Genomic DNA, 24005 nt, shown 5'->3' on the forward strand with positions numbered 1-24005 from the left:
AGAACTTTCGTAATCTTTTTAAATAAACTAAAAATAATATTGCATTTTCTTATCAAGAGCAGGTGGAGGGACTAGCCCGATGAAGCCCGGCAACCGACCGAATACCATTTATGATGGGGCGCGATAAAAGCGCCGGATGTAAAAATCCTAAAAGGCACGGTGCTAATTCTAGCAGCGGCAGCTGATAGATGAGAAGATGGCTGACAAAAAGCCTCTTCTTTTGAAGAGGCTTTTTTATTGGAAAATATTAATTCAATGATAATGAAGAATAGCCAAAATGTAAGGAGGGCCAGAAAAATGAGTGAAGTAGTGGCCACATATTTAATTAGTGATCTTTCCGGTGACCTTGAAAAGAAAGCGGAAGGGATTGCACTTGGCCTGACAGTCGGGACTTGGACAAACCTTCCCAAGCTGGAACAGGAGCAGCTGCAAAGGCATAAGGGAAGAGTCGTAAATACAAAGATTCTTCAAGGAGCAGATAAAGGCATTGTAGAGATCGCATATCCGGCAGCTAATTTCTCGGCAGATTTGCCGGCCATCCTAACGACTGTTTTTGGAAAACTGTCACTGGATGGGAAAATTAAACTGGTTGATTTGGATATTCTAGGAAGCCTGCGAGGCAGATTTCCAGGTCCGCGCTTCGGAATTCAAGGGATCCGGGATAGTCTGCAAGTAGAGGGCCGGCCCCTTGTAATGAGTATTTTTAAAGGAGTGCTCGGAAAAGACCTCAGTTTCTTGTCTGCCCAGCTAAAGGAGCAGGCACTGGGCGGTGTTGACCTTGTCAAAGACGATGAAATTTTGTTTGAAAACGATAAAACGCCTTTCTTTAAACGGATCACTGCAGGGAAGGAAGTGCTCCGGCAGGTTTGGGAGGTTACGGGACATAGAACACTATACGCCGTAAACCTTACAGGAAAAACATTTGAACTGCGTGATAAAGCGCGTAGGGCAGCAGAGCTGGGAGCGGATGCATTGCTGTTCAACGTTTTTTCATATGGACTCGATGTCCTGCAGGCCTTGCGCGAGGATGATGAAATCAACATACCGCTTATGGCGCATCCAGCGTTCAGCGGAGCCATTACGTCTTCGGCTGTTTATGGAGTGTCAAATCCGCTGCTGCTTGGAAAATTACTCAGAATTGCCGGTGCTGACCTTTCCCTGTTCCCTTCACCTTATGGAAGTGTAGCGATACCTCGTGAGGACGCACTAGGTATAAAGGCTGCACTTATTGAAGAGGCAGCTGAATGGAAGCCTGCATTCCCTGTTCCATCAGCTGGCATTCATCCTGGAATGGTTCCTCAGCTGATTAATGATTTTGGCATCGATAGTGTGATCAATGCCGGAGGCGGTGTACATGGCCATCCGGACGGAGCAAAGGGCGGGGGACAGGCCTTCCGCCAGGCTGTTGATGCAGTTCTCAAAGGGATTTCTCTGGAAGAAGCGGCGATAGAACATGAGGAGCTGAAAAAAGCACTTGAACTTTGGGGAGGCGGAAAGAAGTAAAATGAGACCGATAATTTTTTGTGACTTTGATGGAACAGTAACTAACAGCGACAATATCATCGCGCTCATGAAGCAATTTGCCGCTCCGGAATGGGAGGCAATTGCCGAAGCTGTTCTCTCAAAAAGGATATCGATCCGTGAAGGTGTAGGCAATATGTTTTCGCTGCTTGAGAGCGGTCAGAAGGAGAAATATATTGATTTTCTCTTAGAACATACGAAAATCAGGGAAGGCTTTGCTGAATTTATTGATTTTGTAAAAGAAAACGAGATTCGATTTTACATTATCAGCGGAGGAATGGACTTTTTTATCGAACCGATTTTAAAACCATTTGACCTGAAATATATTTATTGTAACAATGCAAAATTTGATGAAGAATTTATCCGCATTGAATGGCCAAATAGCTGCGATGATAAATGCAGCAACGATTGCGGCTGCTGCAAGCCTTCGATTATGAGAAATCTTGCAGGGCCAGACGATTTTACAATTGTCATTGGTGATTCAATTACAGACCTTGAGGCGGCAAAGAAGGCGGATTTAGTATTAGCAAGGGACTTCCTAAAGCGCAAATGTGAACAGGAAGGTATTGCCCATTTACCGTTTGAAACCTTTCATGATTGCAAAGCTGCGCTGAAAAACAGGCTGGAGGTGATCATATGAGTTTAGAGGTTTTACGCTGGAATGAGCTGGCTGATATTAAGGATGAGCTGGCACAGCGAGATTGGTTTATGGGTACGAGCGGAAATTTGTCGATAAAGGTCGACGAAGACCCGTTTACCTTTTTGGTAACGGCCAGCGGTAAAGATAAACGGAAAAGGACTGCGGAAGATTTCCTGCTTGTCGATTGCAAGGGACGGCCTGCCGGGGAGACTTCATTAAGGCCCTCTGCTGAAACGCTGCTTCATGTTGAAGTGTACAACCTTACTAACGCAGGCTGCTGCCTTCATGTTCATACAGTAGAAAATAATGTAATTTCAGAGATTTACGGGGATGAAGGAAAAGTTGTTTTCAAAGGCCAGGAGCTCATTAAGGCGTTCGGAAAATGGGAGCAGGATGCGGAACTAACTATCCCAATTATCTATAATTCCGCTGATATCCCTACGTTGGCAAGAGATTTTGCTGTACACTTAAAGGACGAGTGGGGTGCGGTATTAATCAGGAACCATGGTATAACTGTTTGGGGAAGGAATGGCTTTGAGGCAAAGAAAATTCTTGAAGCCTGCGAGTTTCTTTTCCGTTATGAATTGCTGCTATCGCAATATAAATCCTTACCGAAACCCTATCAAACTGTTAAATAAATTTTAATATTATGAGGAGGATGAAGTATGGCAACAATCAGATTGCACAATAACAATGAAATTATCGAAAATCAAGACGAGGTATTGGCTTTCCTGACTCAATCAGAGGTAGTTTATGAGCAATGGGACATTACTAAGCTTCCCGAAAATCTGCAGGAAAACTATAATCTGTCGGATGAAGATAAAAATCAAATCCTTTCGGTTTTTGAATCAGAAATAAAGGATATTTCTGAAAGAAGAGGCTATAAAGCACAAGATGTTATTTCTCTTTCAGAGTCTACACCGAACCTGGAACAGCTTCTTGTTAATTTCCAGCGTGAACACCGCCATAGTGATGATGAAGTCCGTTTTATTGTCAGCGGCCATGGGATTTTCGTCATCCAGGGGGCTGACGGAGAATGGTTTGATGTTAGACTTAACCCTGGAGATTTAATTTCAGTACCGGTAAACACAAGACATTACTTCACCCTCATGGAGGACCGCAAAGTTGTAGCTGTACGCATCTTTGTAACAACAGAGGGATGGGTGCCAATTTATGAAGACGAAGCAAAAGATGTAAAATCCTAATAACTTTTCCATAATATAAAAGCCTTGCCGATAAGAAATTAACGGCAAGGCTTTACTTATACTAAGTTCTTAATTTGCATGAAGGAGAAAATAGGCCAATCTTTTTCTGAGGCTTGTTGAAAGTGTATTCAATGTCCGCAATGAAATAAATCGAGTTCTAGATTAGCGCCATAAAGAATGATATCGTCGATAATTTAAGTCACAACTGGTAAAAAATTATATTAGTCAAATACCACCATTTTCTCTATTAATATTGAATTATCTTCCAAAGACAGCCAATAGTAAAAGCGGAAAATTTGGATATTTTGTCTAATATTGCGAATCTATTTACAGCGCTAAAGAATTTTGTGATAATCCTAAAGTATTCATTTTTTAATAAAGAAGGATGCGTTTTAAAAATGGTTGCTAATCTAGAAAAAATCGGGAAACTAATTCAGGAAAAGCGGAATGAAATGATTAAATCAGCCAATGAAAATGGAATTAACAGTGAGCATACTCTCCGATTTAGCCAGGAACTGGATAAGCTGATGAATGCTTATCAAAAAATCGAAAAACAGCCGGCTTCAGAGGTCCATATTGCATTTCATCAAACTGTTATTATTATGCAAAAGCCTTTTTCAGATGTAAAAGTCTTTTGATAATCTGATTGAATGAACAACAGTGATTCTGGAGCTGGAAGATATGGAGAGAATTCAGGTTATTGCGAATGGCGAAGCAACACAGGGAGCCCTTTTCTTTATAGAAGGCGAATTAATTAATATAAAAGTTAAGGACGCTGAACGGTTCCAGGTGGGGTAATCAGTTGTCTGCTTATCAGATGCTGGCCAACTACAAAAATTATTAAGAAGCATAATGTTAACCTGTACCTTTTTCTTCCTAACACAGTGCAGATTAACTGATGGAACAGTTAAATAAAATTGAAAAGAGTCTCACTCACCTTGATATTTGATTACATAAAAAAACCTTGTCATAAAATTTGACAGGGTTTTCTGCATATAACTAGCTTATTTTTTCTAAAACGTATTATCACTCGTTTAAGAAGGTTCGCCCTTACTAAAGAGTGCAAATCTAATTATATATTTTTGGACATGTTAGCCAAATGCCGCCAAAATCAATCAAATATATGCTATGGAGCAATTACACATCCAGATTACGATTAGAGCTCGAGCAGCAGAATCATAAATAACAGGCCGATAATAAAGGCGTAGGTTGAAGTTCGTTCATTGCCGTCTCCATGGCTTTCGGGAATAAGTTCCTTATAAATGATAAATAGCATTGCACCTGCGGCAAAGGAGAGACCATAAGGCACCAGGAATTTTACATAAGAAGTTAAATAAAATCCTAATATGCTCGTAACAATTTCAATGGTGCCGGTTAAAGTTGCCAAGATAAACGCTTTGAATTTATTTATCTTTTGATTGATTAAAAATAAAGCCACCAGCAAACCTTCAGGGGCGTTTTGCAGCCCGATAGCAAAGGCAATTAAATTGCCGGTATCGCTGGCACTGGAAGCATAGCTGACCCCTACTGATAACCCTTCGGGAATATTGTGGAGCGTTATGGCTGCAATGATCAGCATCGCCTTTTCGTCAAACTGGATTCCACTTTTTGAATGTTCAAGATCCATGTGTGGAATGTAAGTTTCTAAAAGGGTCAAGCAAAGTACTCCTAAAAAAATTCCTATCACCAGAGTTATGAATTCGCCCTGTGCAAGCGCTTCGGGGATGAGGCCTAGCAATGATGCAGCCATCATGATACCGGCTGTGAAAGCGAGGAGTGTATCCCTCCATCTGTGGGTGATGGATCCTTGAATGAATAAAATGATCAAAGCTCCTAATCCTGTTGACATGGCAGAGAGGAAACTGCCAACAAACACTTCACTCATGTTATTCTCCTTTGTGAATCAAAATAAAAAACATGTTTTAGCCAAGCTTAGATAGTATGATTATTTTTTATAGTATTTTTGTGAATTTTTAATATAGTTATAGTTGTTTCAGCATCACATGAAAAACTCCATCTGAACGAGGTTGTACAGCCTAACACTGCAATTGCATACTACTTCTTGGTCTGCCAGTGTACTCACAAAGAATCTGCTCGCTCGTCGAAAGAAAATCATCCAATTTTATTTTATCCTTTAACTGAAAAAATGTTCCAGTCATTTTATTCTTACACAATTTCAGGCCAATTTTCTTACGCGGAGGCCCACGGTTTTTTAAAGGTTCATAGAATGAGCAATATCAGAATACAACTCGCTAAATGAGAATGAATTCATCCAGCAGCTGAAGATTCTGACCACAATAATTCGCATTATCAGTAATCGTTTTGATAAGAAGAGCAGATATTGTTCCAGTTGAAAAAAATAAGAGAAGAGTGAAAGAGGATATTTGGCGTGAACTGAAAGGCAAGGACAGGAAAAGGGAAGGTGGGATTAAATTATAAGAACACCTCGGAAAAAATTCCGAGGTGTTTTAGGGTTCTAATGGAAATTTCAAGACGCTTAGAGCGGTCGATAGAGCAAGTAGTGGGAGCTGTCAGGGCGCAAGCGTTATTGTCCCTGGCAAAAAAAAGTAGAACCTGTTTTACAAGTACAGTTGTCTAGCTCCAGCGCCAGCAACTTTTTTTACGGAGTAAAATAAAGACCCGAAGCACAGGACAAGGAATAGTACGGCAGAGATACATTGCACCAAACAAAGTGTTTGCTTTGTGAGGATGTGCTAGTACCGATGTCGCCACAGGACGCAGCGATTCTAGCCGTTCTTCCTATAACTTGGGCATTTGCGCTTTTCTAATTTGAATGCCATTCAGCGAGTTCTTTATCAGAAGGAAGAAATAAACTTAATAATCCTAGAAAAGGCATTGCGCCGACTATCTGTATTGTTGTGGCCAGGCTTGTGACATCAGCAAGTTTTCCTAATGCAACAGAGCCGATTGCTCCCATGCCAAATGCCAATCCTACAGTTAGGCCTGCCATTGTGCCTACTTTGCCGGGAACAAGCTCTTGGGCATAGACGACAGTGACCGAGAAGCTTGACATCAGTATAAAACCAATAATGAATAACAGAATAAGCGAAACTGACGCCGGTACAAATGGAAGAAGGAGCGTTAAAGGCGCACTCCCTGCAAGTGAAAATAATATCACTTTCTTTCGGCCGTACCTGTCAGCAAGCGGTCCGCCGAAAAATGTCCCAAGCGCACCTGCTGCCAGGAAGGCAAACAGATAAATTTGCGATGTTTTAATACTGAAATCATATTTTTCAATGATATAAAAGGCATAAAAGTTTGTCATGCATGCGATATACCAGGAACGCGCAAAAATGATGAATAAGATCAATATAAGGGCTGCTTTAATTTTGGACCCGATTTTGGTGTTTGACTGGCCGCCAGCTTTTTTCTTTGGAGTAAATATAGTGAGATGTGCAGAGTACCATTTCGCGATATATGTTAATAACAGTACGGCACAAGCGGCAACAGGCACAAACCAAATTGCCCCTCTTTGCCCGATTGGCACAAGTACAAGAGCAGTAATAAGAGGGGCAAGCGCCTGGCCCGAATTACCGCCTACCTGGTATATGGATTGAGCCAGGCCTCTTTTTGGTCCAGCTGCCATAAAAGCGACCCGGGAACCTTCTGGATGGAATACCGCGGACCCGATGCCGATTAGCATAACCGAGAGGATGACAGTGCCGTAGCTTGGCGCAACAGCAAGCAGGACCATGCCGCAGAGCGAGCTTGCCAGTGCCGCGGGAAGGGCATATGGCATTGGTTTTTTGTCTGTGTACCAGCCAACCAGAGGCTGCATGACCGAAGAAACCATATTCAGTGCAAATCCTATGATTCCAATTTGGGTATAGCTTAATGACATTGATTTTTCGAGGATGGGAAACATAGCCGGAACAACTGCCTGAAGTGTATCATTTAACAGGTGGCAAAATCCGATAATGAATAAAACCCTATAGGTAGTGGCCAGTTCATTCCCTGTTTGCTTTTTTATTTGAATAGCGGTAGAACTCATGTAGAAATCTCCTAACGTTTATAGATTGAGGCTTGATAAAACTGAAGAAATCCTCTATGGATTGTTCCTTATCCAGCCTCGGTTTATTGATATTGTTATTTGTCATGGGCAAGCGGCAAAAATATAATTAGTCACATCTTATTATACCAAATTTTCACAGGTCACCTAGAAAAATAATAGGAGTTTTTTCTCCGTGTCCCCCCGGTGTTTGACAAGAAGAAGGGAATTCCCTATAATAATTTTGAATTCGAGATATTTAATATTTTTACTATTTTTTTAGGCGGTGACATAGATGGAAAGAGACGATATCCAACAGTCTTTGAAGCTGTTTATTGTACTGTCAAGAGCTCATCGTTCCATAAATGATAAAGTTAATTCTTTTATTGCTGAAAAAGGATTGAATATGACTGAGTTTGGTGTGCTTGAACTCCTGTACCATAAAGGTGACCAGCCCCTGCAGCAAATCGGCGGCAAAATTCTTCTGGCGAGCGGCAGTATTACGTATGTGGTAGACAAGCTGGAACAAAAAGAATATTTGACGAGGATCGCCTGCAAGACTGATCGCAGGGTTACATTTGCTTCCATAACAGAAAAGGGTAAGGCATTTATTGAATCCATCTTTCCAGAACATGAAGCGCGGATTCATGAAATGATGAGCGTATTGACAGCAAGTGAAAGAGAAACCGCAATAAATCTTCTTAAGAAAATTGGCTTGAATGCAGATGGAAAATAACAATCAAGGATGGCATGACAAGGATGATCGTTTGGTAATGTCCAGGGGAGCAAGCAACTGGGCAATTCACAAACCATCTGAGCCATCCTTTTTTGTGCCTTAAATACCCTTGAAAGGAATACCGGTAGATGTAATGAATATCGTGTAATGATATTTCCGAATATTGTGAATCACTGAATCCCTATTTGAAATAATACCTTTTCAAATTCACAAAAATTTCAATAAGCAAGGTTAAAATTATTATTAGATATGTAAACCTTTCTATATTATTGTTATATAATGGCAGCTAAAATGGGGTATTTATATGACATTTAAGATAGCGACGTTAAAAATAAAGAATTACTCAATATTGCAAAGGATGTGCAAGGATGAAATTTGAGCAATACGAGTACATACGCCCTGATATAACTTTATTTAAAGTAAGCTTTCAAGCTGCCCTTAAGCGTTTTGAATCAGCTAGCAGTGCGGCTGGTCAAATTGAAGCAATAGAAGAGATAAACACAGTGCGCAACGATATGGACACAATGTTTAACCTTTGTTATATAAGGCATTCGATTGATACCGCTGATGAATTTTATAAGTCGGAAAATGAATATTTGGATGAAATACAGCCGGAGGTCGAAGAGACTGTTTCACTATTTTATCGGAAGTTATTAAGCTCTCCCTTTAAGAACGAATTAGAAGAAAAGTGGGGAAATCAGCTTTTTGCCCTGGCTGAAGCCCAACTGAAGACAATCTCGCCTGAAATCATCCCTTTATTGCAAAAGGAAAATAAGCTATCGACCGAATATACACAATTGATGGCATCTGCCAAAATTATGTTTGAAGGTGAAGAACGCACATTGGCTCAGCTGCAGCCATTTACTGAGTCGACAGACCGGCAAATGAGGAAAAATGCCCTGTTGGCGAGGGTCGGATTCCGTGAGGAGCATGGTGAGAAGCTTGATGAAATTTATGACCAGCTTGTAAAAGTCCGCGATGAGATTGCCCGGACTCTGGGATTTAACAATTTTGTCGAGCTGGGATATTACCGTATGAATCGCACTGATTATAACGCGGAAATGGTAGCCGGTTTCCGTGAGCAGGTCAAGGAATTTATTGTTCCGCTGGCAACGAAGCTAAGAGAGCGCCAACGGGAACGTATTGGAGTGGATCAACTAAAGCACTATGATGAAGGGTTTGATTTTACAACGGGTAATGCAACACCTAAAGGGGATGCTGCCTGGATTATTAAGAACGGTAAGAAAATGTATGAGGTGCTTTCACCTGAGACAAAAGAATTCTTTGAATTCATGATTGAAAACAATCTTATGGATCTGGCAGCAAAAAAAGGGAAGGCAGGAGGAGGCTATTGCACCTTTATCCCAAATTATAAGGCTCCATTCATTTTCTCCAACTTTAACGGAACATCAGGAGATATTGATGTATTAACCCACGAAGCTGGGCATGCATTCCAGGTGTACAGCAGCAGGCATTTAGCTGTTCCTGAATATAGCTGGCCTACCTATGAGGCGTGCGAAATCCATTCAATGAGCATGGAATTCTTCACATGGCCTTGGATGGAACTGTTCTTTAAAGAGGATACTGAGAAATACAAATTCTCCCACCTAAGCAATGCATTATTGTTTTTGCCATACGGTGTGGCTGTTGATGAATTTCAGCATTTTGTTTACGAAAATCCACAGGCTACTCCGAAGGAACGCAAGGAGGTCTGGAAGAGTTTGGAACAAAAGTATTTGCCGCATCGAGATTATGATGGAATAGACTATTTGGAAGAAGGAGGTTTCTGGCAGGGCCAGAGCCATATCTATAATTCCCCGTTTTATTATATTGACTATACGTTTGCCCAAATTTGTGCATTCCAGTTTTGGAAGCGAGTTATGGAAGGGGATAAAGCGGCCTGGAGCGATTACTTAAACCTATGCCGTCAGGGAGGAAGCAAATCATTCCTGGAACTTGTTAAAACGGCGAATTTACGTTCTCCATTTGAAAAAGGCACTATAGAATCCGTTGTAGGTGTTATTGATAACTGGCTTTCATCTGTCGAGGATAAAGCATTGTGATTTTAAAAAACAAATTACAAATACCCCCGATTGCGAAATATCGGGGGTATTTGTGTTATAAACAGTAAAACTCTTCAAAGTATGCCCCAGGTTCAAACGGATAAGCCCATTTTTCTACTTTCTCCACAAAGTTTCTTCCAAATCATTTGCATCTGCCTTAACACATAAAAGCTGAAAAAAGAATTACTGACAGCCTGTCTAAAGCTCTCTTGACAAACATATATAGAAAAGGGGGGAGATTAAATGTTTGCAAGATGGTCAGGTGCATTCCAAATAGCCGCAGTTTATGTCGGAACTATTGTTGGAGCCGGTTTTGCGACAGGCCGGGAAATTGTTGAATTTTTTACCAGATTCGGATTTTCTGGGTTTATTGGAATATTAATTGCGGGGTATCTGTTTATTGTTATCGGGGCTAAAATCATGGTGCTTTCTGCAAAGATAGGCGCTGATTCATATGAAATATTAAATAATTATCTGTTCGGTGAACGGATTGCCCGCTATATCAATATCATATTTCTCGTTATGCTGCTGGGTGTAACCTCCGTCATGATCTCGGGTGCAGGGGCAGTGTTTGAAGAGCAGCTGGGCCTTCCCCGGAACGTAGGAACTCTTTTGACGATCTTTTTGGCAGCTGCCGTTTTGATGGCCGGAATTAAAGGCCTCTTTGCTGTGAATTCTTTTGTAGTGCCCATTATGATCTTATTTAGCATCATCCTTTGTGTATTGACGGTAAATGGGGCGGGTTTTCATAATGCTCTGTTAGGCTCAAACGTTCATGAAGCAGGCTGGCGGGCCATGGTTTCTCCCTTTTCCTATGCAGCTTTTAATCTGGCACTGGCACAGGTGGTTCTGGTCCCTATAGCAAATGAAGTCAAGGATAAGAGAATGATTTACAGGGGTGCTGTTCTGGGAGGGGTATTCCTGACTGTAATTTTGCTTACAAGCCATATTTCACTTAGCACCCTTACAGACGTTGACCAATATAGCATACCCACGGCTGAGCTAATGAAAAACGCGGCAAGCAGTTTATACTGGATCTTTATTTTTGTAATCTATGGAGAGATATTCACTTCGGTAATCGGAAACCTTTTCGGTTTGGGAAGGCAGATTCAAACATATGTTAAGCTCCCTGATCCGGTAATATTTATTGGTATTTTCCTGGTTACATATTTTATTAGCATCGTAGAATATGGGAAGCTATTATCTTACTTATATCCCTTATTCGGGTACATCAGCCTGATATTCTTAGCCTTGGTATGGAGGAAGAATTGGAATCATGAAGGGTAAAGAGTTTCTTATTTTTCATATTATACCAGAAAAAACCTTGCCGCTTTGATGGGCAAGGTTTCAATAATTCATATTAGTTTTTCAGGACTGTTTTGCCCATTTCCAGTAATGCTTGACGGTGATCCGCTTTCTTGGTTGTAAAGATAGTCAGCTTAAACGGATTTTTGGCGTCCTTGAAAAGGAAGCTAGTCACTATATCGTCGCCGGAAGCTGCTTCTAATGCGACACCGTTAGAAATCGCCAGTTTTGGATCAGAAGGAGCTGTAATTGTTTCTGATACGGCTTGTAGCTGGGCGCGCACATTTTCCTCGGCAGCAGCCCAATCAGCGTTCTCGGGAAGCAATTCAATCCTCATAGAGATGTCTTCCGATTCTTTGAAGAAAAGAAGATCTTTATTTGGCTCCTCACCTGTTAGTTCATATTCAGGAAGCACGTATAAAGAGAAATTCTGGTTGTCACTCTTTTTCAGGAAGGCAGTAGCTTGCTTCTCTTCACCATTAATAGAGAATTGAAGATTCTGCTCAGGTGTACGGACCGTCGTTTTTGTTTCAGAAGCAGTTTCGGATTGGGTGCTGGCTGCATCTTCCGTTGCTGTGTCTGTTTGTTCTGAAGGTTCAGTGGCAGATTCAGTTTCACTTTCAGTGTTTCCTGCTGTATTTGTATTTTCTTTTTCCTCAGTTGCAGGCTGTTCTGCAGCTTTCTCTTTTGGTGCTTCAGACTTCTCCGGTTGGGCTTGGGTACCGCAGCCGGATAATAGCAGGCCAGCAACACTTGCGCCGATAAATAACGTTTTTAGTGATTTCATTAATCTTCCTCCTGTAACTTGTCCCATTTTAACCAGATTTTAGCCTGGCGTTTCGGGTACAATTCTGTTTTTCCTAGTTCGTCCAAGGGCAATTTCAAAGAGGTTACAGTGATAGACGTATCCCGCTGGAAAAGGTTACATCTGTTGAAAGGGAAAGCCAAAACACCCACGCCTTTCCTTAGTATTATTATAATGGTATTCCATTCTATATATAAGGGTAAATCGACATAATTCTTGGAATCGACATTTTTGCTCATACAAAATAAATCTATTTGCTGCCTATCCGATAATAGAAAACCTGACAGACAATGGGACCTTCAGGATTACTATGAAGTAAAAGGAAGCTTGAGTAAATTAAGGTGCTAACCTAAAGGTAAAAATTCAAGGAGCAGGAAATCAAACACAATATGGGATACAATCACGGCTGGCAGGCTTTTTTTCCAGGCATACAGCCAACCCCACATGAGACCTCCCGTTATTCCGGCGATTACCAACACTGTGTTTTCTGCATAAATCATGGGAAATGCATACATCAGGGCAGATAAGACGATAGATAACTTTTGTGAAAAATATCTGGTTAGCCGCTTTTGGACAAACCCTCTCCAGAAAACTTCTTCTCCAGGAATGATAATCAAAATGAGCACTAAGTAATGCCAGATCATCAATGGAGAATAATGACGGTATAAACTTTTTACATCGGCTACAAGTTCGCTGAATCCAAAACCTAAAAGCATCCGGCCAGTCCAAAATATCCCATACAAAAATATGCCGGACAGCAGCCCCCATAAAATATATTTTGAAAAAGGCAGGAAATCATCCATTTTTTCATGGATAATGGCCATACTTATCAAATATAAAATAGCAGCGGTATATATGTACCAAAATACATCATTATTCTGATATGTAAAGTATAATAAAAGATGTGCGATTGCTAATATGATAGGCAACCGAAAATCTGGGGAGCATTTTTTCATACAAGACAATCTCCTTTCAAAAATAACCAATAATATAATAACAAAATCGTTACCATTTTGTATAAGAGTCCCAGGCAAATTGAGGACTTTAGATGTAAAGTTTTATTTGATTTTGGATAGCAAAAAACCCTGCCGTTTAATAATGGCAGGGCTTACATTTTTTCGGGCGTTATGAAGTAGCTTTTTCTTTAACAATCTTATAGTTTTTATGATTTACAACTGTTTTCTGTTCCAATTCAAGATCGCGGTAGTTGTCCATATATGTTACATCTACGATTACGGAATTTTCATTAACCTTTTCAACAATCCCTCTTAATCCATCGCGAAATTCAATAATATCTCCTACTTCAGCAATTTTCAATATACTCACCCTTTTTCAGTTTTCTTGGTTAGACCTTTGTCTTGCTTTAACCTTTAGAACCATTTTTGTTCTTTACAGGGCTGTGCAGGAACTTTTTTGAAACCGGTATTATAAGATATCCATTTAATGTTCCCGATGTGAATACCGCTTCGTTATTAAAGAATACATACATTTTGCACTATTTTATCATTTTCGTAAAGACTAAATATCAAAATATTTACTTTCTTTCCTTTTAAACAATTCAGTTTCTTTTCCGATAGCAGAGGAGTAAAAATCGAATAAAAACTTTTTGAGATAAAATTTGAGTTATTACATGGTAAAATACATTGGTGAAACGCAAATAATTTTGAAGAGGTGTCATCATTGCGCGAGGTAGAAATAAGGATGATTCTGGATCAGCTATCCTCTCGGGAAATAGAGGAGTTTAAAGTAACGAAGCAAGATTTCCTTACCTTTCGTTCTGTATTGGTAACACGGCCCGATTTCAAGCACTTCAGGGGAATTGCCCAGCATGGCGGGGAAGTTATCTATCGTTATATGGCTGAACCAAGAAGCTGACAAGACATAATTAGTTTAAAGGACAGGCATCCTTTTTATAATCGGATGCCTGTCTTTTTTTGCGCTTTTTAGGAACAGACGCTCTTTTATAATTGATGCACAGTTCGACAGTCTTTTTCCTGTCATCTTATTAAAATAATGGAAATTACTAAGGGAAGGAATTTTTAATTTGAATACTACAAAGGGAGGCCGATCGCTTATTCCCTTGGAAATTTTCTTTTTCCGGACTATATGAGAGGAGACCAGGCCCAAACCGGATCGATATCCATAATAATTCTATAGAAACTTCGTTTTCAATTTACTTTATCTCGAAGGATCAAATTGCAGCCCAAAGTTCTCAGGCGAGGAAAAATGTTTGGAATAAGCTGCAGGCAATTTCTTATTGTGAAGATAGTAAACGGGAAAATAGTTAAGAAATAGGTTACGTAAAAAAATGGCCCTGATTTTAGAAATCAGCACCATTTTTTTATTTCTTTCTTTATAATAAGGGATGCTTTATAAAAAGCTGCTTATCTAGTTTTCACCTTTCTATTGTTTCTCTTAATTTTTTCAAAGCTGATCGCCGCCATGATTTCACTGCAGACGGTGTAGAGTTCATATGCATTGCTATTTCAGTTATCGACATTTGATGAAAGTTTGCAAGGATTAGCCATTGCTTTTGGTTGGGAGTTAAGCCAGCGCAATAGCAATCCAGCTGCTCAAGTTCGAGGAAATTTTCCTGAAACGGTATTCCTTCACCTACCACTCCACTTTGTTCAAAGGAGAGCTGGTTTCTTTCTTCCCACTTATGGCTTTTTTTCAGTTCATTAAGCAGCCTTCCTTTTATTATGGAATATGCAAAGGATAAAAAGGAGCCCTTTTCAGGTATATACTTTATTTCAGCTTCCCATAATGCAAGCAGCCCAATTTGAAAATAATCTTCTTTATTTTTATAAATGGACAATGAGCGGATAATGCTTTTAATTAACGGTGTATATTGAACAGCTAAATCAGAAAATGTTTCCAAGGTATGCAGCCTTCTGAAAAGCGCTTTTCGGTTATTCCCGGGTATTCTAAACATAAACCGTAAATAAATGCGCGTCGAAAAGGCAAAATTTTATTTTGAACTGTTTACACCGGCCATTTTTAACGTTTCATCCTGCAAAACAAGAATTATGAAAATTCAAAACGCAAGAATATGGAGTTTTTGAATTATTTGGCACAAATTCAAAAGGGTTTTAGAAGCTAAATAATACAACGCTGAAGCTGCTCACAATATGCAGCTGGACTTGGAGAAGAATTTTTAGTGAGAAAATAGAAACTGCTCTTGTGAATATTTATAATTAATTATGTAAGGGAAGAGTGGAAACTGCTTAGGGACGCCGGTAACGGTAATTTTTAGAATCGGCAAATATAGGGAAAGGTAACCTTTGATCACTTTCAAAGGAGCTGAAACATATGAGGATCCTTATCCTTTCTTCTCTATTAGCGCTTTCTTTTTTTAACTCCCTGTCAGCAGAAATAAATCAAGTAAGTGATTCGAAAGATATCGTGGAACGTTTTATGCTGCCCAATTCAGAGCTGATTAAACCAGATGAGCCATTGAGTAGCAAGCCAATTCAAGAGTACGATTTTGATAAAGACGGACAGAACGAAATAATTGCGGTGTATAAAAAGAAGGATACACAAAATCATTTGAAAGCAATGGTCCTTAAAAAGGTAAGAGGGAAATGGAAAAAGATTTGGGAAATACCTGGTAAGGGTTTCGATGTTGAACGTATGACTATAACAGATATCACAGGGGATGGAACGGACGATCTTCTCATTGGCTGGATGATAGGGGCTTCCGCGGGCAATGAATTGGAAGTTTTTCAATGGCAGGGACAGACACTTAAAAAGATTGCCGAGCTGGCATACTATCATAAATTAGAGCTGCTTATCCGTGATAACCAAACCTATTTAGCTGTTTGGCAACGGTATTGCTGTGATACCTATCTGGTTGACGTACTTAGGTGGGATGGCAAAAAATTTATGCTTGATGAAGAAGCATATTCTGAGTATTACCCAATAATTAAAAAGTTTTATGAAGGAAAGATCAGAGAAATGGATGCCTGGTTTTATTGGTATTCACTTGCTGACGCTCAAATTAAAGCAAATCTGATGGAAGAGGCCGAAACTTCCATTCAAAAAGGCATTTCATTCAACCAGCAGAATCAGCTGTTTGAAGAATTGCAAAAGAGAATTGAACAAAAGGAAAAATAAAGGATGACCATAGAAGCTAGGAGAGTATTTAATGATAAAAGCAATTATTTTCGACTTTGATGGATTAATTGTTGATACAGAATCTATTTGGTATGAGGCATACAAAGAGACCATGAGTTCATATCAGGTAGATTTGCCTTTGGAACAATTCAAAATGCATTGGTACAAGTGATACTGTACTATTTACTTACATAGAGGAACAGATGGGGGCAAGCTGCAATAAGGAGGAGATAGAAGCTAAAGCCAAGAGTATTGTATTGGCAAAAATGACCTCCCCACAGGCAAGGGAAGGTGTTGAGGATTATCTGGAGGAAGCACGTACATCGGGCTATAAGATTGCTCTGGCTTCTAGTTCTTCCAAAGAATGGGTTACAAACTATTTAAGGACACTTGAGCTCTTACATTATTTTGATCATATTATTACAAGTGATGATGTAGTCCAAGTAAAACCAGCCCCTGATTTGTACTTAAAGGCGATCGAAGCCCTAAAAATTAATGCTGCAGAAGCTATTGCCTTTGAAGACTCGCTTAATGGACTGCAAGCTGCCCAGGCTGCAGGTGTAAAGTGTGTGATCGTTCCCAATCCAGTTACAGAAGGATTAGATTTTAAAAATCATCATGCCCGGATCACCTCTATGGCCGAAAAAAGCCTTAGTGAAGTGGTAAGCCTCCTTGACGATAGGGTAAATTTTTAATGGTATTTGATTATTGAAAGTTTCGCACCAATAAATAGAAAAGCCTGTATGAAAGATTTCTTTAATCTAACATACAGGTTTTATTTACTTTATTTAATAGTAAATACGATTTACGGTCAATTATTTAGAAATATGAACAATTTCTGTTCCAGCAACGAAATCGTGGATAGAGCGTTTGTCCTGGCGAAGACCAATCATAAACGCACTTACTAGTACTCCTAAACCTAATGTAACAACATAGATAAGTGAAGCTAATATATATCTTTTGACCGTAGTCCATATAGTGACTTTGCCGCCATCTATCCGTACAATGCGGATTCCAACAGCTCGTTTACCTACTGTAAAACCGGCCCATAGCACAGGAACAATAAGAAAATATAAAAAATTAATGCTGTTTACAACCAGTTCGGTATTTGTGTCTGAAACGCCCATAAATAAGAAGATTAAATAGATAGGAAGGAATAGTAAACCGTCAATAACGATTGATCCTAACCTGATCCAAAAGCCTGCTGGTCTGTTATTGTACATAATCAGTCCCCTTTTTTATTTTTACTTCTACATTTTACAAGGAAAAATCATAATCCGATATAGGAAAATAATGCAATCGTTCATTATCAGGTTTGGGGAGTTATGAAAAAAAGGCTTGCATAACAAAAAGGAGGAATCAGAAGATGAAAATAAGTAAACACAATGCCGAACATTATCTTTGGGGAGATAATTGTGATGGCTGGCATTTAGTTAAAAATCAGGAATTGAGTATCATACATGAACATATGCCGGGAAATACAAGTGAAGTGCGCCATTACCATCTGCATTCACGACAATTTTTCTTTATCTTGTCAGGGTCAGCAACGCTCGAGGTGAATGGTCAGCGAAACATTTTGAAACCGCAGGAAGGGTATGAGGTACCCCCGCAGGTTCCGCATCAAATATTTAATCACACTGGATCAGGTGTTGAGTTATTAGTCATTTCGCAGCCTAATAGCAAAGGGGATAGGGTCTTAGTTAATAATAAATTTACTTAAATGACTTAGAAAACTCGATAAAGCAGGAGATTCCAATTTTTACTCAGGCTATCAGAGTATCAATATCTTGCTATTACACTTTCACTTGCGGACATAATAGAATGTCAAGGGTATACTTATATGTGGAGGTGCGTGTGATGGATCAAGTTCACCCAAAACGGCAAAATGGAACTGTTGAAATAAAAACGACTGGACCTGACAGCGAACAGCTGACTGAAGAACAGTGGCAAGCCATTATAAATAATGATAGTGATTATAATAATCAATTTTTCTATGCTGTTAAGAGCACAGGGATCTTTTGCAAACCATCCTGTAAATCCAGGGTCCCGAGAAAAGAGAATGTCTTGATTTTTTTCACTGCCCAGCATGCCATCTCAGCACATTTCCGTCCGTGTAAGCGCTGCAGGCCAACTGGCCAGAGGCTGCCAGATCAGGAGTGGGTTTCGGCGATAACCGAATACATTGACAAACATTATGACAAAAAGCTTACACTTAGTATATTGGCGGAAGCATGCCATGGCAGTCCATATCATTTGCACAGAACATTTAAGAAGATAACAGGGATTACTCCAGTTGCCTATATACAGCAAACGAGAATGGACAGGGCAAGACTGTATCTTGCTAATGCAAGAGATCCAGTAACTGATATAGCCTTGTTTGTTGGGATCCCTAATATTTCTTATTTTATAACGTTGTTTAAAAAGGAAACAGGCCTTACACCTACAGAATACCGGCAACTAGAACGCAGCAAAACTACTCGGAGGTGCTTGTTCGATGGCAGCCGAGAATAATCATATAATTCATTGGTCGTTATTTGTTCATGGGAATTGGAAAATGCACATTGCTGCAACTGAGAGAGGGCTTTGTTTTATTGGCTCGCAAAACCAGTCGTTTGGTGAATTATCAGTTTGGGCACGAAAAAGATTGCCAGGCAGACTTATCATTCAGGATGAAGCCAAGCTGCAGCCTTATGCCAGGGAATTGTTCGAATATCTTAAAGGAGCAAGGAACAACTTCACTTTGCCTCTTGATTTATACGGTACCCCGTTTCAGCTTTCTGTCTGGGATGCACTTTGTCAAATTCCATATGGACAAACTCGAACATATACTGAAATAGCAAATGCTATCCAAAAACCTGCTTCTGTTCGGGCGGTAGGAACAGCAATCGGCGCAAATCCATTACTAATCACCGTGCCGTGCCATCGGGTAATTGGGAAAAATGGTTCCCTTACCGGATACAGGGGAGGCCTGGACATGAAGCTCCAGTTGCTTGAACTGGAGAAGGACACTTCGCTGGCAGAAAGGAATCTGCTCTAGAGTATGATCTAAACACTGGAGCAGGAAAACAATCCTGCTCCTATTTGGCATTATTGTTAACGGGTTCAAGAAGGGAAGTAGGAAGATAGCCCTCTTTATTTGATTCCAGCGTCTTAACTTTCGTGCGGATAACATCCCTTTCGATAATCTCTACTTCAGTACTTTTGGTAATTTCAATTACCTGGTTGTCTTTTTCAATATTTTCAACGCCTTTAAAATCGTTTACCTCTATCAGCTGATAAAGTTCATCGTAAGCTTCAGGGGTTATTGCGAGGTATCCGTCCTTGTTTGCAATAGCTTTATCCCCTTTTTGAAGAACATTTTCTTCTATTTTTTGTTCCCCCTCTTTGTATGAATCTTTCATATTTTGCATGACTTTTGGGGTTTCGGTCTTAACCTCGTCGGAGAGTTCACCGGTTTTTTCCTTTACTGTCCCGGCGGCCTGTTCCACTTTCTTCTCAATTTGCTTTGTTGCTTGTTTTGTTTCCTGTGATGCTTCTTCACTGCTGCATCCACCAAGGAGTAACAGTCCGAAACCGAGAGGAATCGTCACAAGTTTTGTAAATATGGTCATTTATCAAACCTCCCTGTTGTTATATTTTTACGTTACCACTTACACGTAAATATAAACAAAAACGACAATTTGATTATGCAAAAGAACTTTACCTGCCTACAGCCTGCACTTAAAAATCACCATTAAAAAAATGAATAAAAATAACTGTTTCCTTAAGGGGTTTGGTACTCGCAAATTGGAAACAACACCCTCATTGTTAATTGATAGCGGCTCCATTATAATTTCCTAGAATCATATAGCATCTTAGGAAAAAGAGAGGTACATCATGAAAAAATTAGGGGCAATTATACTTTCATTATCCTTGTTAATGGCATTATTTCCGCAAGTAACAATGGCAGCTCAATCGTCTGATTTTGAGCAAGAACTGGCTGAATATCTACATAAATCCAGTGAGGAAAGAGGTTTCGAAGTGACGAAGGAAGATGTAGAAGCGTCACTTGCTGCCTACGACGAATCGCTTAGTTCTTTTAATTCGGTTAAAGAGGTTAGCGATTTCCTTGGTGAAGTCATCAAAGCGGATTTAACTAACCTGGATGAACTTTTTGAAGAACACGGTTTGGATGAGGAAAGTCTTGTACAATTATTGCAGGAGAATGGCGAAGGATTGATTGATTATGTTTTTGTGGATGATCTTTATGAAGCTGTATACACATATACAGAGGATGGTGTTTTTGAAAGGGATCCAAATTTCGAACAAAACCTTTCTGATTATCTAATTGAAATTAGTAAAATTAGAGGTTTTGAGATTACAAAGGCTCATATCGAGTCCAGCCTAAGGTTTTATGGGGATGATCTTCAAAGCTATGAAACAGTTCAGGATTTGAAGGCATTCCTCGGAGATGTAATTAAAGCTGACTTAAGCAATTTGGATTATTTTAAAGAGACATATGAACTTGACCAACCAGCTATCATATCTTTGTTGGAAGAGAATGAAAAAGACCTTGATGACTATGTTTATATTGATCAGTTAGAGGCAGATATTTGGGAGTTTTCAGAAGGATTGCTGCCGGGTATGGAAGAAGAGCTGGCAGAAGAGCTTTTGCCAATGTTTGAAGAAGAACTCGGGCTTACTGAAGAAGAGCTTAAACGTCTGGAAGACCATTTTACTTCATTGGAAGAATATTTTTCCGATGAGGCTCTATTGGAACGAATGGAGCAATTGGGTGAACGGATGGAGCGGTTTGAAGAGTTCGATTCCATCGATGAGATAACAGCTGAGCAATTATCTGAATTGAACAGCATTTACGATGAATTCCTATCCATTTTTAAACTGAAAGCATCTTATAGACTGGTGTTAAACGGGACAGAAACTCCACTGTCAATTGCAGAAATGCTGCAATTGGAGCAACTAAAGGGAGCCAAATTAAAAGTAATCCTTTATAACACAGATGGCACTTTCCTGGCAGACCTTTTGATCACAGATGAATTAGTTGATTCACAGACTGTTACTATGGCTGGCTCACAAATCGAAAAGTCTGTTGAGGAAGTAGTAGGTTCAGCTCAAACGGCTCCTGTTATCAATGCAAAGGAAAAAATGATTGAAAAACGTGAAAGCCAACAGAATAAAGCATTTAAAACTGTAAAAGGGGCCAAGCTGCCAAAAACGGCTTCCGACTACATTCCGAATATGCTCCTTGGCATCTTTATTGCCCTTGCAGGGGTATTGATTTATCGACAGGCAAGGAATACTTAACATGAATGACAAAAAGAAGAGAGTCAGCCGTAAAGTTCGGCTGATTCTTCTATCATTGTCGGTTCTGTTTATTTTGGGTGGCGGGTGGTTCACTACTACTAATGGATATAAATTTGTTAAGGGGTATTTTTTATATAAAACAATTGGGTCCAGCTCCCATGCAGCGGCTAAGTCAACATCAGATAAAAAAGAGGAAAAGCAAAAAAAAGATGTTGGGGTATTATACCAGGTCCGGCCTGAAATTGGCGAAGAGATCGGAGAATTATATATACCTAAACTAAAGGCCACACTGCCAATCTTTCATGGAACAAATGAAGACGAGCTGGCAAAAGGGGTCGGACATTTTGCAGGAAGTGTGCTCCCGGGTGAAAAAGACAACTCAGTTCTGTCAGGTCACCGGGACACTGTTTTTCGCAAGCTTGGTGTGGTCGGTAAAAATGATATGCTGATTGTTCGGACATCTGCAGGAGAATTTCGATATAAGGTTCGGAAAGTAAGGATTGTTGATGAAGACGATCGAACAGTAATTGTCCCAAAACCAAAAGCAACCCTCACCGTCAGCACATGCTATCCATTTGAATATGTCGGATCAGCTCCGGAACGATTCGTATTGGTTGCGTACTTGGTCCCATAGCGTTGCCTGTCTTTCCCTAAAGAATATAAGTTATAAGTTTGATGCGAAAGAGAGTTATATTGACTCTCTTTTTTTTGTGCACGTAACTTTCTAGAATTAGCATGAAAATAAAGAATGAAAAGTGACTTTCGCTTCTGTTTGAAAAATCGTAAATAGCCGCGAGGAACTAATTATATAGAAAATATCGTTATGACAGGTAAGAATCGATACTCATATCGTGTATTGCTTTTACACATTTGTCTTATTAAAAGGGTTCAAGAATCAGCGTTGTTTATTTCGTTTTTACTGATCCGGCAATAATACCTTCTATGATCCTCGAAATTTAGCATAGTGAATACTGCAAGAAAAGCCATTTGGTTCCGAAACTTCCTTCCCCATAATTTAAAGAGGAACGGTGATCAGTATGTCTCAATTACAACTCCCTAAAATGGGAGTACAAAATCACAGCCCAGCTTGAGGAATAGCTTTAAAGAAACAATAAGGGAAGTATATTATGGTTTACGGAAGCCAAAATGGGCATTAATTTGTCCCTGGAGCATTTTTTTGCGAAGCTCTTCTTTCGTCGCACGATTCTGTTCTTTGACTAATTCCTGCCTGATTTCTCTTGTTTGGATTCCATCTTCCATTTTGTCGGCGATCTTCATTAATAATTCGACATCAGAAAATGAATATTTCCGGCTGCCGCCGGCAGTTCTTTCAGGAAAAATTAATTTTTTTTCCTCATAATACCTTATCTTACGATCTGTAAGACCTGTGAGCTCACTTACAACACCTATAGTAATGACTTTTTTGTCCTTATACGACACATCATTGCTCAATTTTGCACTCACCACCTGAATATAATGGCGTTTAAACAATTCTTGTTAATTATATATCATAAAATGTAAGAAAATATAACATTAAATTTAAATTCTAAATTTGCAGCTAACTGAACCAAAAAAAACTATAACCTGCTAATCTGGATAAAACCTCTGAATATAGTTTCTAATTCACGTAATGTCATATATGATTTTTCACTTTCTGTTAGTCTGATGACGCCAGCGGCTGCCAGTATATCGAAATAGTACTCTTTCAAATCGGTGTTTAACTGACTGAACATGCTATACACTCCCAATTTTGTTGATTAAACATTTTGCATCTTCCATTAAAGTCACTAACGCGATAAACCGTTTAATGTTTCCTCCTTGTTGGTTTTTATAGGATAGAGCATTGCAAAGATCAATTCACTATTTGTGTAAGGAAATTTGACAATGTATTTTATTTTTAATATTAACTCTGTGAGCAAATCTTCAAAGGGCTATTTCAAAGAATTATTAATAATGGAGTACTACATCCGAAATGTCCATGAAGGTATTGTTGTTCCGATGGCACAACGTACTTTATTTGCAGTTTTGCGGTTTGTGATATAAGGGTAATTTAGAATAGTTAATGCGAATATGATAGTTTAGTTTATACCGGAAGCGAAAAAGAACCGCAAATGCGGCACAAAGCATAAACTAAGTCCTGCTTTTTCTTTTGGGTACATACCGGAACATGTTTTCCAATTCACTTAAAGTCAGGTGTAAGGACTCCTGCTCATTTTTAGTGAAGAGCCCTGCAGCTGCCAATTTTTGAATATAGTATTGTTTCAATTCTTCCATTGCAGTTCGCAGCTGATTTGACATATT

Annotated in this window: 26 protein-coding genes, 1 pseudogene and 1 riboswitch; of the genes and pseudogenes, 16 read left to right on the forward strand and 11 right to left on the reverse strand. The window is 39.5% G+C overall.

Annotated features, from left to right (window positions below):
- Positions 1-46 precede the first annotated feature (46 nt).
- Positions 47-195, forward strand: a riboswitch (SAM riboswitch).
- 102 nt (positions 196-297) lie between these two features.
- The 5 genes from D0469_RS03585 to D0469_RS03605 all read left to right on the forward strand — a co-directional run bounded on the left by D0469_RS03585 (position 298) and on the right by D0469_RS03605 (position 4004).
- On the forward strand, positions 298-1503 hold the full coding sequence (locus D0469_RS03585) for a 2,3-diketo-5-methylthiopentyl-1-phosphate enolase (RefSeq protein ID WP_117325260.1): 1206 nt from the start codon (positions 298-300) through the stop codon (positions 1501-1503).
- A 1-nt stretch (position 1504) separates the two neighbouring features.
- Positions 1505-2161: a 2-hydroxy-3-keto-5-methylthiopentenyl-1-phosphate phosphatase gene (locus tag D0469_RS03590; protein WP_117325261.1), complete on the forward strand. Its 657-nt coding sequence runs from the start codon at positions 1505-1507 to the stop codon at positions 2159-2161.
- Positions 2158-2799: a methylthioribulose 1-phosphate dehydratase gene (locus D0469_RS03595; protein ID WP_117325262.1), complete on the forward strand. Its 642-nt coding sequence runs from the start codon at positions 2158-2160 to the stop codon at positions 2797-2799. The genes D0469_RS03590 and D0469_RS03595 overlap by 4 nt, the downstream gene beginning before the upstream one ends.
- Before the next feature lie 27 nt (positions 2800-2826).
- Positions 2827-3366, forward strand: a complete 540-nt coding sequence (locus D0469_RS03600; protein WP_117325263.1) for a 1,2-dihydroxy-3-keto-5-methylthiopentene dioxygenase — start codon at positions 2827-2829, stop codon at positions 3364-3366.
- 398 nt (positions 3367-3764) lie between these two features.
- Positions 3765-4004, forward strand: a complete 240-nt coding sequence (locus tag D0469_RS03605; RefSeq protein WP_117325426.1) for an aspartyl-phosphate phosphatase Spo0E family protein — start codon at positions 3765-3767, stop codon at positions 4002-4004.
- A 518-nt stretch (positions 4005-4522) separates the two neighbouring features.
- Here D0469_RS03605 and D0469_RS03610 read toward each other — a convergent pair.
- Positions 4523-5251 carry a ZIP family metal transporter gene (locus tag D0469_RS03610; RefSeq protein ID WP_117325264.1) on the reverse strand — a complete coding sequence of 243 codons (729 nt, stop codon included), beginning with the start codon at positions 5249-5251 and terminating at the stop codon, positions 4523-4525.
- 900 nt (positions 5252-6151) lie between these two features.
- The gene (locus D0469_RS03615) at positions 6152-7378 is read right to left on the reverse strand and encodes an MFS transporter (RefSeq protein ID WP_117325265.1); all 1227 of its coding nucleotides are present in this window, start codon (positions 7376-7378) and stop codon (positions 6152-6154) included.
- A gap of 292 nt (positions 7379-7670) precedes the next feature.
- Here D0469_RS03615 and D0469_RS03620 point away from each other — a divergent pair, with 292 nt between their 5' ends.
- From D0469_RS03620 to D0469_RS03630, 3 genes are all read left to right on the forward strand, one after another.
- Positions 7671-8111 (forward strand): MarR family winged helix-turn-helix transcriptional regulator, encoded by a 441-nt coding sequence (locus D0469_RS03620; RefSeq protein ID WP_117325266.1) that lies wholly within the window; start codon positions 7671-7673, stop codon positions 8109-8111.
- A 368-nt stretch (positions 8112-8479) separates the two neighbouring features.
- Positions 8480-10174 carry a M3 family oligoendopeptidase gene (locus D0469_RS03625; RefSeq protein ID WP_117325267.1) on the forward strand — a complete coding sequence of 565 codons (1695 nt, stop codon included), beginning with the start codon at positions 8480-8482 and terminating at the stop codon, positions 10172-10174.
- Between the two features lie 243 nt (positions 10175-10417).
- Positions 10418-11461 (forward strand): YkvI family membrane protein, encoded by a 1044-nt coding sequence (locus D0469_RS03630; protein WP_117325268.1) that lies wholly within the window; start codon positions 10418-10420, stop codon positions 11459-11461.
- A gap of 73 nt (positions 11462-11534) precedes the next feature.
- Here the strand turns inward: D0469_RS03630 and D0469_RS03635 are convergent, their stop codons facing one another.
- The 3 genes from D0469_RS03635 to D0469_RS03650 form a co-directional block, all read right to left on the reverse strand.
- Entirely contained in the window at positions 11535-12266 is a 732-nt protein-coding gene (locus tag D0469_RS03635; protein WP_117325269.1) for a hypothetical protein, read from the reverse strand.
- Positions 12267-12628: 362 nt separating this feature from the next.
- The gene (locus D0469_RS03645) at positions 12629-13240 is read right to left on the reverse strand and encodes a CPBP family intramembrane glutamic endopeptidase (RefSeq protein WP_117325271.1); all 612 of its coding nucleotides are present in this window, start codon (positions 13238-13240) and stop codon (positions 12629-12631) included.
- A gap of 169 nt (positions 13241-13409) precedes the next feature.
- The gene (locus D0469_RS03650; RefSeq protein ID WP_117325272.1) at positions 13410-13601 is read right to left on the reverse strand and encodes a YkvS family protein; all 192 of its coding nucleotides are present in this window, start codon (positions 13599-13601) and stop codon (positions 13410-13412) included.
- A gap of 363 nt (positions 13602-13964) precedes the next feature.
- On the opposite strand from D0469_RS03650, the gene D0469_RS03655 reads away from it, so the two are divergent.
- Positions 13965-14159, forward strand: coding sequence for a hypothetical protein (locus D0469_RS03655; protein ID WP_117325273.1), 195 nt, complete (start codon positions 13965-13967; stop codon positions 14157-14159).
- Between the two features lie 520 nt (positions 14160-14679).
- On the opposite strand, the gene D0469_RS03665 is transcribed toward D0469_RS03655, so the two are convergent.
- Positions 14680-15165, reverse strand: a complete 486-nt coding sequence (locus D0469_RS03665) for a sigma-70 family RNA polymerase sigma factor (protein ID WP_158553340.1) — start codon at positions 15163-15165, stop codon at positions 14680-14682.
- A gap of 431 nt (positions 15166-15596) precedes the next feature.
- On the opposite strand from D0469_RS03665, the gene D0469_RS03670 reads away from it, so the two are divergent.
- Together D0469_RS03670 and D0469_RS03675 are read left to right on the forward strand one after the other, a co-directional pair.
- On the forward strand, positions 15597-16400 hold the full coding sequence (locus D0469_RS03670) for an FG-GAP repeat domain-containing protein (protein ID WP_117325275.1): 804 nt from the start codon (positions 15597-15599) through the stop codon (positions 16398-16400).
- 31 nt (positions 16401-16431) lie between these two features.
- Positions 16432-17095 (forward strand): annotated as a pseudogene (locus tag D0469_RS03675) (HAD family hydrolase).
- 120 nt (positions 17096-17215) lie between these two features.
- On the opposite strand, the gene D0469_RS03680 reads toward D0469_RS03675, so the two are convergent.
- A complete protein-coding gene (locus tag D0469_RS03680) occupies positions 17216-17623 on the reverse strand; it encodes an RDD family protein (RefSeq protein WP_117325276.1) in 408 nt (135 codons plus the stop codon).
- 143 nt (positions 17624-17766) lie between these two features.
- On the opposite strand from D0469_RS03680, the gene D0469_RS03685 reads away from it, so the two are divergent.
- The 3 genes from D0469_RS03685 to D0469_RS03695 all read left to right on the forward strand — a co-directional run bounded on the left by D0469_RS03685 (position 17767) and on the right by D0469_RS03695 (position 19437).
- Positions 17767-18120 carry a cupin domain-containing protein gene (locus D0469_RS03685; RefSeq protein ID WP_117325277.1) on the forward strand — a complete coding sequence of 118 codons (354 nt, stop codon included), beginning with the start codon at positions 17767-17769 and terminating at the stop codon, positions 18118-18120.
- Positions 18121-18257: 137 nt separating this feature from the next.
- Positions 18258-18911 carry a bifunctional transcriptional activator/DNA repair enzyme AdaA gene (locus tag D0469_RS03690; protein WP_117325278.1) on the forward strand — a complete coding sequence of 218 codons (654 nt, stop codon included), beginning with the start codon at positions 18258-18260 and terminating at the stop codon, positions 18909-18911.
- On the forward strand, positions 18895-19437 hold the full coding sequence (locus tag D0469_RS03695) for a methylated-DNA--[protein]-cysteine S-methyltransferase (protein ID WP_117325279.1): 543 nt from the start codon (positions 18895-18897) through the stop codon (positions 19435-19437). The genes D0469_RS03690 and D0469_RS03695 overlap by 17 nt, the downstream gene beginning before the upstream one ends.
- Before the next feature lie 40 nt (positions 19438-19477).
- Here the strand turns inward: D0469_RS03695 and D0469_RS03700 are convergent, their stop codons facing one another.
- Complete coding sequence (locus D0469_RS03700; RefSeq protein ID WP_117325280.1) at positions 19478-20011, reverse strand: hypothetical protein; 534 nt, start codon at positions 20009-20011, stop codon at positions 19478-19480.
- A gap of 265 nt (positions 20012-20276) precedes the next feature.
- Between D0469_RS03700 and D0469_RS03705 the strand changes: the two genes are divergently transcribed.
- Entirely contained in the window at positions 20277-21704 is a 1428-nt protein-coding gene (locus tag D0469_RS03705) for a processed acidic surface protein (RefSeq protein ID WP_117325281.1), read from the forward strand.
- Between the two features lies 1 nt (position 21705).
- A complete protein-coding gene (locus D0469_RS03710; protein WP_117325282.1) occupies positions 21706-22338 on the forward strand; it encodes a class D sortase in 633 nt (210 codons plus the stop codon).
- Between the two features lie 491 nt (positions 22339-22829).
- On the opposite strand, the gene D0469_RS03715 is transcribed toward D0469_RS03710, so the two are convergent.
- The 3 genes from D0469_RS03715 to fbpA all read right to left on the reverse strand — a co-directional run bounded on the left by D0469_RS03715 (position 22830) and on the right by fbpA (position 24002).
- On the reverse strand, positions 22830-23156 hold the full coding sequence (locus D0469_RS03715; protein ID WP_233522928.1) for a MerR family transcriptional regulator: 327 nt from the start codon (positions 23154-23156) through the stop codon (positions 22830-22832).
- A 125-nt stretch (positions 23157-23281) separates the two neighbouring features.
- On the reverse strand, positions 23282-23437 hold the full coding sequence (locus D0469_RS20950; RefSeq protein WP_158553341.1) for a hypothetical protein: 156 nt from the start codon (positions 23435-23437) through the stop codon (positions 23282-23284).
- Positions 23438-23834: 397 nt separating this feature from the next.
- Positions 23835-24002, reverse strand: a complete 168-nt coding sequence (gene fbpA / locus D0469_RS03720; protein ID WP_117325283.1) for a Fur-regulated basic protein FbpA — start codon at positions 24000-24002, stop codon at positions 23835-23837.
- Positions 24003-24005: the final 3 nt, after the last annotated feature.

This window comes from Peribacillus saganii (genome assembly GCF_003429095.1).
Taxonomy (GTDB): Bacteria; Bacillota; Bacilli; order Bacillales; family DSM-1321; genus Peribacillus; species Peribacillus saganii.